At 44.7% G+C, this 11,509-nt stretch carries 10 protein-coding genes; 4 read left to right on the top strand and 6 right to left on the bottom strand.

Translation table 11 applies throughout. The features are described 5' to 3' along the window. Positions 1 to 3: 3 nt before the first annotated feature. Entirely contained in the window at positions 4 to 1,323 is a 1,320-nt protein-coding gene (locus tag ACT7WV_RS18685) for a toprim domain-containing protein (RefSeq protein ID WP_445104331.1), read from the top strand. Here the strand turns inward: ACT7WV_RS18685 and ACT7WV_RS18680 are convergent. The 5 genes from ACT7WV_RS18680 to ACT7WV_RS18660 form a co-directional block, all read right to left on the bottom strand. Continuing rightward, positions 1,320 to 3,026 carry an asparagine synthetase B family protein gene (locus ACT7WV_RS18680; protein WP_445104330.1) on the bottom strand — a complete coding sequence of 569 codons (1,707 nt, stop codon included), beginning with the start codon at positions 3,024 to 3,026 and terminating at the stop codon, positions 1,320 to 1,322. The genes ACT7WV_RS18685 and ACT7WV_RS18680 overlap by 4 nt on opposite strands. A 64-nt stretch (positions 3,027 to 3,090) precedes the next feature. Further along, positions 3,091 to 3,945, bottom strand: a complete 855-nt coding sequence (locus tag ACT7WV_RS18675; protein ID WP_445104329.1) for a DUF4340 domain-containing protein — start codon at positions 3,943 to 3,945, stop codon at positions 3,091 to 3,093. A gap of 10 nt (positions 3,946 to 3,955) precedes the next feature. Further along, a complete protein-coding gene (locus ACT7WV_RS18670) occupies positions 3,956 to 5,650 on the bottom strand; it encodes a GldG family protein (protein WP_445104328.1) in 1,695 nt (564 codons plus the stop codon). A gap of 197 nt (positions 5,651 to 5,847) precedes the next feature. Further along, positions 5,848 to 6,648, bottom strand: coding sequence for an ABC transporter permease (locus ACT7WV_RS18665; protein WP_445104327.1), 801 nt, complete (start codon positions 6,646 to 6,648; stop codon positions 5,848 to 5,850). A 113-nt stretch (positions 6,649 to 6,761) separates the two neighbouring features. Further along, a complete protein-coding gene (locus ACT7WV_RS18660; protein WP_445104326.1) occupies positions 6,762 to 7,769 on the bottom strand; it encodes an ABC transporter ATP-binding protein in 1,008 nt (335 codons plus the stop codon). Between the two features lie 82 nt (positions 7,770 to 7,851). Here ACT7WV_RS18660 and ACT7WV_RS18655 point away from each other — a divergent pair, with 82 nt between their 5' ends. From ACT7WV_RS18655 to ACT7WV_RS18645, 3 genes are read left to right on the top strand one after another with little or no spacing between them, the layout of a single operon-like run. Further along, on the top strand, positions 7,852 to 9,930 hold the full coding sequence (locus ACT7WV_RS18655) for an S-layer homology domain-containing protein (RefSeq protein ID WP_445104325.1): 2,079 nt from the start codon (positions 7,852 to 7,854) through the stop codon (positions 9,928 to 9,930). A gap of 44 nt (positions 9,931 to 9,974) precedes the next feature. Beyond that, a complete protein-coding gene (locus tag ACT7WV_RS18650; RefSeq protein ID WP_445104324.1) occupies positions 9,975 to 10,649 on the top strand; it encodes a hypothetical protein in 675 nt (224 codons plus the stop codon). Next, a complete protein-coding gene (locus tag ACT7WV_RS18645) occupies positions 10,646 to 10,858 on the top strand; it encodes a hypothetical protein (protein WP_445104323.1) in 213 nt (70 codons plus the stop codon). The genes ACT7WV_RS18650 and ACT7WV_RS18645 overlap by 4 nt, the downstream gene beginning before the upstream one ends. Positions 10,859 to 11,055: 197 nt before the next feature. On the opposite strand, the gene ACT7WV_RS18640 is transcribed toward ACT7WV_RS18645, so the two are convergent. Beyond that, complete coding sequence (locus tag ACT7WV_RS18640; protein WP_445104322.1) at positions 11,056 to 11,343, bottom strand: hypothetical protein; 288 nt, start codon at positions 11,341 to 11,343, stop codon at positions 11,056 to 11,058. Positions 11,344 to 11,509: the final 166 nt, after the last annotated feature.

Raw genomic sequence — 11,509 nt, 5'->3', positions numbered from 1 at the left:
ATTATGAAATGTGTTCGCTGTGGAACAGATAATAAACTTAAGGAACGTACCGCTAATTTTGGTAGTTGCAAGAATTGTGGTCACTCCTTTAGTTTTGAACCTACTAGTATGGGTTCTGTCAAATTTACTGATGCATTTTTTGCCAAGACTATTACTGATATTTCTGCTGAAAATACTTTGTTTTTTACAGCAAAACAATTATTTTATTTGTTAAATAAGCGCCTAAAGATTCGCATTTTTAAATCTAATCGGATTATGTGCATCGTTGTTAACGTTATTTTTTTTGTTTTAATCTTTCTTGCAAACAACTCAATAGCTAACAACAATAATTTGGATTTATTTTTAATAACAATAGCTTTCTTAAATATAGTTTTTGTTATTGGTTTTTTCAGAAACAGCAATTCACCTAAGGTTGATAATAAACAACGTATTATTGATGCAAATAGCTTGTACATTATAGGAGCAATTATCCTTTTAGAGGGAGTAGTTTTAAGCGTAAAGCTAAATTTATTTAGTGTTTTTGCTATTAGTGTCATTCTCGGAATATTATCTATCTATTTAGGTATTAGACAGCGAAGACGGCAAACAGAAATAACTGAAACTTTTCTATTTGACCAGAATCAGTTTCAACAGTGGCTAAGTCGCTGGGCACTTTTTAATAATTCTTTTGTAGAGATGTTGCCTCCTCCTCAGGAGGAAAGGAATCTCGCTCAAATTAGCCCTGATATTAGTGCCTACAGCTTTGATCGATTAATTGTCTGCGATCATGCTGCTATTGCCCAAATGCTGATTGCTAATAACTTTCACTTTGAACACAATTGCGCCGTACTGAGTATTACAGGGTATCCTCACAATATTTTTGACACAATTATGCAGATGCTGCGCCGTAATCCCAACTTGAAAGTTTACGCACTGCATGATGCAAGTCCTAGCGGTGTAATGCTCATGCATCAGTTGCAAACTAATCCTACTTGGTTTCGAGATTCTGAGGTGATAATTTATGATTTAGGATTGTTACCTCGCCAAGTATTAAACAGCCGTATTTTTTTTGTACAAGGCTCAGATGAAATGGCTCAAGAAGCTAGGCAATTACCTCCAGAAGTACGACGGCAACTATCAGTTGAAGAATTATCCTGGTTAGATTCTGGCAAATTTGTAGAATTAGAATCTTTCACACCTCGAAAAATATTACAGGTGATTACCAACGGCATTGCTCAGACTCAATCTCCAGAATTTGGTGGCAATATAGATAGTTCTAATGTAATTGAAAGTGACGGAGATGGAGATAATATTTTGTTTTTTGTTTCTGAGAGTTTCGGTTAAGGTTGGCGATTTACTCGTAGCCAAATTTCTAAACTGACCAATAACCAAAGTTTGACACCATAACGACTCCAAGTGTCACCTCGGTAATTTAGCCAGTCTCGAATTAAAGCTTGATTGAGGTAAGGTGCGATCGCAGCTTTTTTATCTAAAAGTAATGCCCTAGCTTGACGCTGCCAATATTTACAAAACCATAGCTGCACTGGCACCATCATGCCACTTTTAGGACGCCGAATAATCCCCTCTGGCAATAAATCAGCTACTGCTTGCTTGAGAACCGCTTTTTCTTCAGCACCAGCAAGTTTATATTCGGGAGGAATTTGCATTGCCATCTCAACAATTCGTTGATCAAATAAGGGAGATCTTCCTTGCAAACCTGCCGAATTTGTGAGATTATTTACCTTAGTTAAAATGTGGTCTGCTCCTTTAAATTTAATATTGAGCATCATTAAACGATTGAGATATTGGGCAGTTGAAGATAAATTCTCATTAAATACCGAAGGCTTCAGGGAGACTTTTGCCCAAACATCTGGTTGAAAAAGTTGGGGCAAATCTAAAGCGCATTTTTGGAAAGAAGCAAGATAAACTGATACTAAATCAGACTTAGTTCCTGAATAACCGTATAGTTGGTTAAGTAACATTGGCTGATTTTTGGGGCCACCGAAACAGGGATCTCCTCCCTCGCCATTGAGAATAACCTCAGCGTTTTCTTTAGCAAGTTGAGCCAATAAATAATTAGGAACAGTTAAGGGATCTCCGATGGGGTCATCTAAATGAGCCATAGTCGTAGTTAACTGGTTCCACATGTCATGCTGTGTAATTTCCAGGATATGATGCTGAGTGTGGCAATGTTGAGCGACCAAACTAGAGAACTCTAGTTCATGAGAACACTCAGAGCCAAAATGAATTGAGTAGGTGTGTACAGGAGCGTTATGAAACTTAGCAGCTAAGGCTGTAACGCAGCTAGAATCTAAACCTCCTGATAGATAGACACCCACTGGCTCATTTTTGGGCAAGTATTCCTGAAGAATTTGCTCTAGAAGCGATCGCAACTGTTGAGAGTGCCACACTAAAGGTTTATCTGGGTTGCGAATCTCTTCTACAGGCTGCCAGTAACTCTTGACTTGCTTATCTGGCCAGTGCAACACTGTACCAGGACGGAGTTCCTGCACTTGCTGCCAAAGGGTTCTTTCTCCAGGGACAAAAGCACAACACAGATAATCCCGAAGAGCGACTAAATCTAATTCAGCAGCATGCCAAGGTGAGAGAGTTCTCAACCTAGGTGCAACCCAAAGAGTAGAGCCGCTAGCAGTATAGTAGAGAGTTCTGGCACCTGTGCGATCGCGCACTAACCACAATTTTTGGCTAGAACGCTCCCAAATAGCTAGTGCGAACACCCCCTCAAGATAGTTCAAACACTCAATACCCCAGCACTCCCAAAGCCTTGCCACCAACTGCTCATCCGTACCTGACCACTCAGTTGGTTCTATTGACAGACGTTGGAGTAATTGAGTTCGATTACTCAACCAGACATCCCCGACTACCATAAACTGTTTTTGGGGACTAAAAGCGGGTTGAGCCTGGGCAATAGCCAACTGGTGACGAGCCGAGAAAGTACACCCTACTGGTTCCGAGTCTATTTTCCCCCAAATTAAATGCCAAGAGGGATAGGGGAGTAATTCCGACTCGGAGAATAACCATCTCATAGGGAGTTACGCTCTAACGTAGTAGATAAGGGGGACGAGAGGGACGAGGAAGGAAAAGTCCTATCTACCGTTCTTCTTCAGCTTCGGATGGGTTTTGTTTGGTATCCGATGGTTTCTCTTGAGTTTTTGGTGAATTATTTCCCTGATCCGATGGTTTCTCTTGAGTTTTTGGTGACTCCTTTTGAGTCGCAGATGGTTTCTCTTGACTATCTGAAGACTCGTTTTTAGTATCCGAGGACTTATCTGGAGTTAGCGGAGGTTTTGTTTGGGAATCCGATTGCTTGTTTTCAGTTTCTGAAGGCTGCTCTGGAGTTAGCGGAGGTTTTGTTTCAGAATCGGATTGCTCAGAAGTCTCCGAAGTTTCCTCTTGATTGAGCCATTCCGACAAAGGACGATTTACAGCATACTCAAAGTCTTTTGGTACTAACAAGACTTCTATCTGTCCAGACTGACGATTTTGTGGTTTTTCCCCATAGAGAAAACTACCATTAAAATCCAGCTTGCCTAAAATTAACTGATGAACTTCCTGATTTTTCAGTTCTACTGCCACAGTTGCCATGGGTTTGTCTAACCCATACTCCTGACGTTGACTAACGGGGACAGTAAAAGTGCGATCGCTTTCGCCATCTACTAGTAGGTTAGTCAAAAAAGCTACAGCAGCACTACTAGCTACGGCATCTTGGGGTTGTTTCATCCGCCAACGAGGTTCTTGCTGGCTAACTTGCTCAAATTCCCAAGTCTCATCATCAAGATAAATCGTTACGGATTTAATTTGGTCTTCTTCAAAGGAGAAAAGCGGTTGTTTTGTTGCCTTAGCTGCTTCCTGTTTTGGAGCAACTTGGCCTTCATAGACATAAACCAAACCCCCCAGTAAGATTGCTGAGATTAGTAACACCAGAGTTGTCCGCTGTAGCTTCATACTTCCCTTCCTAACGGCGTAGCCACCACATGACCCCTGCTGCGGAAAAACCAATCAGGGGTACAATCAGCAGCGAAGTTAAACCTAGTATCCAGCCTTGATTTGGCGTGAGATTAATACGGCGATTTTGCTCTTGTTTGGGGCGAATGGAAAGAATCTGATCGTCCCGCTTGCTCAACCAACTGATGGAGTTAAGCAAAACATCGCTATTGAGCTGTTGCTCAAACAAACCATCAATCGCGAAATTCGAGTTTCCCAAAACAACCAGCCTTGACTCAGACTCTTGTCCTTGTGCCTGATTTTTGAGCTTGGCGAAGCTCTCTTGCTGCTCTTGAGCTTGAGGCGACGGTGAGGCTTCAGGACTTGCTGACGCTTGAGTTTGAGGTGTCGGCGAGGCTTCAGGAGTTGGCGAAGGTTCAACTGCTGCTTGGGGCGGTTTTGAAGTTTCGGCTTGGCGGCTCAAGGCAACTCCCAGAGTTAACGGCCCAGGGAGATCGCTTTGGGCATCATACATTAAGGGTTGCTCTTCGGGATTACTTTCTGCCCAACTCTCGCTATTAGTAAGTAACAGAGGAGCCTCCTCAACCCCTTTAACTTCTCTAGTTTCCAAAGGCCGCGCCAGGGGATAAAAAGAGAACCCTCCGTCAAAATCTCTAGTAATGGGATGATCGCCGTAGCTGCTGACTAGGGGGGTTGCTGGGCCAAGATTGGCTGAACGGGTCAATTCTGAGGCGTCAATCGCAATCCGGCTATCCAGAGTGACACCCCAGTCTGCGAGTAATTCATCTAGTCCAGCATTGGCCTCCGGATCCAGCATCAACAGCACTGAGCCGCCTGTGGAGAGATAATTCCTCAAAGCTTGCACTTCCTGCTCAAATAGCGCCCGTTTGGGGCCAGCGACAACAACCAACGAGGCATCTTCTGGAACTGCTGAACGCTCAGCCAGGTTGAGGGGTTGAGCCGTAAAATTTCTCTCTTGCAGAACAGCTATTGCCTGAGAGAGTCCACCTTCTACTTGTTCTAGAGGTCGTTCCCCGTGACCCTGGAGGAAGTAAGCTTTATCATGGCGATCGCTAGTCAGTCGAGCAATACCATTAGTCAGCTTGGCTTCCGAGATACGCTCCGACTGGTCTACCCTTTGCAAGAACTGTCGATCTGCCCCATATTCCAGGTAAACTTCTCCCACAGACTGAACGTTGAACTTTTGAGCCAATCCCGGTTTAAGCTGTGGATCAACAAACTCAAATTCCAATTTGGAACCGTAGCGGCGGTAATTTTTCAGCAATTCTTGGTCTAGGGGGTTGGCAATCGGTTCAAACACCCAGACTTTTACCGGCTGCTCTAAATTTTTTACCATCTTCTGGGATAGAGGTGAGATGGTGAGCAACTGGTTTTCCGTTAAATCCACTCGCGGCCCATAGCGAACTGCTAAAAAGTTAACCAGCCCCAAAATTACGACCACGGCTAAAGTGGCAATAATGGCATTTGTCCCTGTTTGAGTAGATCTCTTACCCCAAAATTCCGGGGCCAAACTTCCTAGAGATACCAACCACCAGCCGATGATCACAACTCCGGCAATCAGCAACCCCAAAGGTAGAGGTAACCAGGAACCGGAGACAACTCTAGCAGTTATGCCCATAATACTCAGAACGGGTCCGAGCCAAAACAGGTATTTTAAATACTTTTTCTGTGTGATGATTTTCATCGTTAGTCCTTAACCCTTAGTCCTCATACCAATTCCCTAAGTGCTTGATACAGATAATTGCTCAGTTACTTTTTCTTGCTCAGTTTGGCAAACAACTCCTGATCTTTAATGTGCATCAACCTTAAAGCGAAATGGTATTAGTCTCTAGTACTAGTCCGCAGAGCCTTGGCAAATAGCTAGTGACCAATGACTATCGACTATTGACGTCCGAAGCGCAAGGCCTCAATGGACTGGGCAGTCATAAATACCCCAAAAATAATATAACTAGCGAACAAGATGAGACTGCCAGTATCGAGGACGCCTTGTACTAGGTTGTTATAGTTTTCCAACAGAGATAAATGATTTAAGGCTTGTCCTAAAAAGCCCTGGGAGCTATTGGCAATTAAATCAATCACCCAGAGGAACAAAATCAGTGCGAAGGTGAAGATTGCTGCCAGAATAGAACTCTCCGTCAGGGAAGAAATAAACATCCCCAGTGAGAGAATTGATGCTGCCAGTAGGATTAGTCCAGCATGAGCGAGTAGGGGTACATATGGCAGCACGGCAGGATTAGCTGCATTAAAAGCGACCACCTCGTAGATGATTAAAGGCACCATCATAAAAATAAAAAAAGTCAGCACGCCCAGCAATTTACCTACAGCTACCGACCAATTAGTCAGGGGCGAAGTTGCTAGTAGTTCCAAGGTTCCGCGTTTGCGTTCTTCAGCATAAAGCCCCATCGAGAGAATGGGTAGCATAAACATTGCTAGTTGACCCATCACACTCAAGAAAAAAAACAAAAATTGATAGGCAACATCCTCCGGAGGAGTTGGTACACCCAATTGGTCTCGCGCCGCCGCTTGCTGAATTACACCCTCTGGTCCCAAAAGAATCAACACAAAAAAGAAGCCGCCTAGTATCCAAAAGATACCCGCGACCAAGTAAGCCAGAGGTGAGGCAAAATAGCCCTGCAATTCCTTACGAAAAATTGCCAAAATGTTGCCAATGATCACTCGCATTGAGATATTTCCTCTAAAAGTAGAAAGTAGGTTTGAAGGTTGCAAGTTTGAAGTTTGTCAGCTTCCTCCCCCTCGTCCCCCTCGTCCCCTTTGTTCCCCTCCAGCTAAGGAGACTAAGAGTTGCTAATTGGCGCAGGGACACCATCTTGCTCCCCATCTTGTGCTGATTCCTCAGCCTGGGGTTCCTGGGTTGTTAGTTCTAAAAATACATCTTCCATGGTGGCGCGAGTACGCCGCATTTCATGTAATCCCACACCAGCGCCAATAGTCACAGCAGAGATATCGCGTCCAGGTTCTGCCCCCGGTGATGCAACGATGCGAATTAGCGAACGAGAAGGGGGCAAATCATCCACAGGCACAATTTCTACTAAACATACACCAGGTAGAACTTGTAATAGCTTTTGTAATTCTCTCGGATTGCCTTCTATTTCTAGCTCGTAGCCTGACCCTCCTACCGACTGAGCCATCAATTCTTCAGGGCTATTTGTGGTGACAACTCGACCTTGGTTGATAATTGCCACGCGGCTACAAGTCATACTGACCTCTGGCAGGATGTGGGTTGAGAGGATAATTGTATGGTCGCCAGCCAGACTCTTGATTAAGTTACGGACATCAATAATTTGCCGGGGGTCGAGTCCGACTGTAGGTTCGTCTAGAATAATGGCGGGTGGCTCGTGTACAATTGCCTGTGCAATGCCAACTCTCTGCCGAAAGCCTTTAGAAAGCTTGCGGATTAGTACTTTACGCTTTTCGGTCAGGTTGCAGCGTTCTATGGCGGTTCTGACTTTGGTAGTGCGCTCACCAGCAGGGATGCCTTTGATGCGTGCGACAAAGTGCAAGAATCCTTCAACAGTCATTTCTGGGTAGAGTGGCGGCGTCTCCGGTAGGTAGCCAATGTGGCTGCGTACCTCCATAGAATTTTCGTGAACATCGTAATTGGCAATACGGGCTGTGCCAGTGGTGGCGGGTAAATAGCCAGCCAAAATCCGCATGGTTGTCGTTTTACCAGCACCGTTGGGACCAAGAAATCCCAAGATTTCCCCTGGCTCAACGTTGAAGGTGACATCCTGAATGGCCGGTGTAGAACCGTATATTTTGCTGAGATGTTCTACTTCAATCATATTAGTTATTTGGTATGAGTTATCCGTTATTGATTCTCAGTTATTAGCTATTGCAAAAAAAACAAACAACAAACAACAGATCATGGTTCAATCCACTCTCTACGTCAACCCAGTGACTGGCAACGATGGGGCTTCTGGTCAGGCGAATGACCCATTGAAAACCTTGACAAAGGCACTCCGGCAAGTAACACCCCCTACGATAATTTACCTAGCGGCGGGAAGTTACAATGCTACTGGCGGGGAAGTATTCCCTTTGTTGATTCCTGCCAGGGTAATTGTATTAGGTCAAGAATCTAGTAAGGGAAAGGGAATTGTCATCTTGGGTGGTGGGCAATACGACAGCCCAACTTTTGGCAATCAGAATGTTGCTCTGTTACTGGACTCTCAGGCCGAATTGCGGGGTGTCACAGTTACTAATCAAGCAGCGCGAGGAACTGGGGTTTGGCTTGAATCAACAGCACCGATTATTGCTCATAGTACCTTTATCGGTTGCTCTCGTGAGGGCATTTTTGTTACTGGCACTAGCAAACCGCTGATTCTGGATAATATTTTGCTAGAAAATGCTTCGAGTGGCATTTTTTTGGTGCGCCAAGCTAAAGGAGAGGTGCGACGTAATCTTTGTCAGAAAACGGGTTATGGCATTGCCATTAGTGATACGGCGGCACCTTTAGTCTCGGATAATTCTCTGGTAGGCAATAGGGTGGGAATTTTCCTGTCACGTCAAGCTAGACCAGTGCTGCGCCGCAATTTAATCGAAAAAAATACTAGTGATGGTCTGTTGGTAACAGGTGAAGTGAGACTAGATTTTGGCAGTAACCAAGACCCTGCTGGTAATATCTTGCGAGATAACGGTAAGGCTGATTTGCAAAATGACTCGCCTGGGACTGTAGTTTCCGTGGGAAATTTGCTGAACCCAGCGCGGGTTTCCGGTGCGGTAGATTTCCAGTCTTCACAAATCTCCATACCAGTGATGGGGCCGGCTCAATTTAATGACCTTAGTGGTCATTGGGGAGAGGCGTTTATTCAGGGATTGGTCAAAAGGGGTCTAATTAGCGGCTTTCCTGATGGCACTTTCCGACCAGAAGAGATGCTTAACCGTGCTCAGTATGCTGCCATAATTGCCAAGACATTTAATTTACCCCGGCAACCTGGTACGGGTACTGGTTTGTTTAGAGATATTCCCAACGATTTCTGGGCGAGGGCTGCGATTCGTGTTGCAGCTAGTATGGGTTTTATTTCGGGTTTTCCTGATGGCACATTTCGCCCCCAGCAAAGTTTGACCAAGGTACAGGCACTAGTATCATTGGTCAATGGTTTGGGATTAGCCGGAACATCGGCCCACTTGCTACAGTTTTATAGCGATCGCGCCCAAATTCCCAGCTATGCTACAGAAGCGGTGGCAACAGCTACTCAAAAACAACTGGTAGTCAACTATCCTCAGATTAACCAGCTTAAGCCCATACTGCCTATTAGCCGTGCTGAGATAGCAGCGTTGATTTACCAAGCCTTGGTAGCAACCGGACGAGCAGATGCGATCACCTCTCCTTATATTGTTGCTCTTGACCAGTACATTGCTTCGTTTAGAGATCTTCAGGGACACTGGGCGGCTGATTTTATCCGCCGTCTTGGTAACCTTGATTTAGTTAGTGGTTTTGCTGACGGCAGCTTCAAACCAGATTCCCTACTCAATCGAGCACAGTATGCTGCCTTGCTGGTGAAAATTTTTAATCCCATTGCCAAACGCCCAGCTAGTCAATTTATTGATGTTCCCACTAATTTCTGGGCCGCCCAAGTAATTAGCCAAGCCTATCGTGGTGGATTTCTTTCCGGATTCCCTGACCAAACCTTTCAACCCCAGCGCCCTTTACGGCGAGTTGAGTTAATTGCTTCTCTGGTGAATGGTCTTGCTTTGCCCAAAGCCGAGACTCAAGTCTTGGAAATCTATGAGGATCGCGATACTATTCCTGCTTATGCTAAATCAGTGGTGGCGGCGGCAACTAAGGCAGGCATTATTGTTAATTATCCTAACCCAGCTCAGTTACAACCGAAACGCGAGGCAACTCGTGCCGAGGCGGCAGCTTTTGCACACCAAGCTTTGGTTAAAATAGGACGCTTGAACCCTCTAAACTCAGCTTATATTGTTTCTGTTGTGTCCGGTTGAGTTCCCATCAACAGCTTGTTTTTTGCCACATTTAACCGAAAATTATGGAACAGCAAACCCAAGACCCAGCAGTTGCTTATGCAGTGGCGATGCTTAGTCACTATGGGTTTGAACTCAGGGGTTACCCTGCTCAAGAATTGGTCGATTTGTGGCTTGAGAGATATCAGGCAAGTTGGGTGCGTCTAGGTGTGATTGAAGCACTGTATCAAGGACGTTATAAAGCCGTTTCTGTCGAACAAATCTTAGCAGTCTGGTCTCGAAGGGGACAACCAATTTATCGCTTTAACCATGAGTTTGAGCGGATAATTTCCCGTAAGCTTCCCCAAAGTCTGACAACACCACTCAAAAGTGCATCAAAGAAGTTGAGCCAAAATTACTATCTACCGCCAGTAAATTCAAGTTTTTCTGATACTCCTGATCACACTGATCAAGCTGTAATATTTGAGACAGGCGAATTGGAGGAAGCCTCTACAACTTCGCAGACAATCGCAACTGCCAGCATTATGCCTTCTGAAGAGTTAACGTCTACACCTGTCAATTCTCCAGAACAGCTTCCTGAAAAAGGGGAAGATACCAGTCTCAGGGAGACATACAAAACAGACTGGTCTCGCTGTGAAACTAGCAAACAGCCCATTGACCAATTCATTCCACCCCCTGATACCTCTGGCTTTTGCCTCAAGCTTAAGTCCGTTGTCGAGCAGGTTGAACAGAAAGAGTGAGAAACGACGTTGCCGAAACCTTACCCTCGATAATATCTGATTTTGTTGCTATTTGGTTTTGGGCTAAATTGCAGAACTCGGATATCTTTGGTCAAAAAGACTTTAATCACGCGCCATTTTTATCTTGTTCTAACTGGCAGAAGTCCCCAGCCTTAAGTAAAGCTAGAGACTTCTGTCTGGTTTTATTAGATAATGATGATGCCAGATGATTACAACTGATGAGTCATTGCTTCTTAGTCGTTAAGGTTAAACCTTCTACTATTAAGTAAGGGGGAAACAACTTTTGCCAAAGTTACTGCTAACTCAATGACTCACAGCTAGAGTGACCTCTGGAGAATAGGACTAGTTTTACTGCTGCTCATCAAATAGGAGCGACCCCAAGCTGATACACCGCAGCACTAACAAGTCAATCAATTTGGGTTTCAGCTGCTGTAGGTGTAGAAGATGACTGGTAATCAGCATCCGGACTATAAGAGGCAATGTACTTCGATGCCTGAAGAACAAAGAAACCCAAGAAGGCAGCTACAACACTAGCCCAGAAAAGTGAATGACCCGAACCTGATTCCAGTTGAGGTTCTTCGGAGAAATCTCGCTCAAAGTTACAGCTAAGACACCGATAGATACCTTCTTGGCTCTGTATGACCGTGTTTTTACCACAATTCGGACACTCAACGTTTTGTGATTTATCTAACATCCGAAATCTCCTGCCAGAATAAAAGTTGCCAGTCCCAAGTAGGCTAATCAGCAGTTGTGCTACTGACCTAACTCAAGCTGGTTAAATCACGTCCTTCACCTCTAGGATCCTTAATGAGCCTAGGTTTTGCCAGATCAGCTTAGGATCAGTGAGGCGCTTAGCTAAG

The organism is Symploca atlantica LB2515, from assembly GCF_052546295.1.
Note: the sequence above shows the minus strand (reverse complement) of the source record. Positions and strands in the feature narration are given on the sequence as shown.

Excerpts from the sequence above, each read along its gene's own strand:
- ACT7WV_RS18660 (WP_445104326.1), bottom strand. The coding sequence starts at position 7,769 with ATGATTGAAGTAGAACATCTCAGCAAAATATACGGTTCTACACCGGCC.
- ACT7WV_RS18640 (WP_445104322.1), bottom strand. The coding sequence starts at position 11,343 with ATGTTAGATAAATCACAAAACGTTGAGTGTCCGAATTGTGGTAAAAAC.
- ACT7WV_RS18670 (WP_445104328.1), bottom strand. The coding sequence starts at position 5,650 with ATGAAAATCATCACACAGAAAAAGTATTTAAAATACCTGTTTTGGCTC.
- ACT7WV_RS18675 (WP_445104329.1), bottom strand. The coding sequence starts at position 3,945 with ATGAAGCTACAGCGGACAACTCTGGTGTTACTAATCTCAGCAATCTTA.
- ACT7WV_RS18665 (WP_445104327.1), bottom strand. The coding sequence starts at position 6,648 with ATGCGAGTGATCATTGGCAACATTTTGGCAATTTTTCGTAAGGAATTG.
- ACT7WV_RS18650 (WP_445104324.1), top strand. The coding sequence starts at position 9,975 with ATGGAACAGCAAACCCAAGACCCAGCAGTTGCTTATGCAGTGGCGATG.
- ACT7WV_RS18680 (WP_445104330.1), bottom strand. The coding sequence starts at position 3,026 with ATGAGATGGTTATTCTCCGAGTCGGAATTACTCCCCTATCCCTCTTGG.
- ACT7WV_RS18685 (WP_445104331.1), top strand. The coding sequence starts at position 4 with ATGAAATGTGTTCGCTGTGGAACAGATAATAAACTTAAGGAACGTACC.
- ACT7WV_RS18655 (WP_445104325.1), top strand. The coding sequence starts at position 7,852 with ATGGTTCAATCCACTCTCTACGTCAACCCAGTGACTGGCAACGATGGG.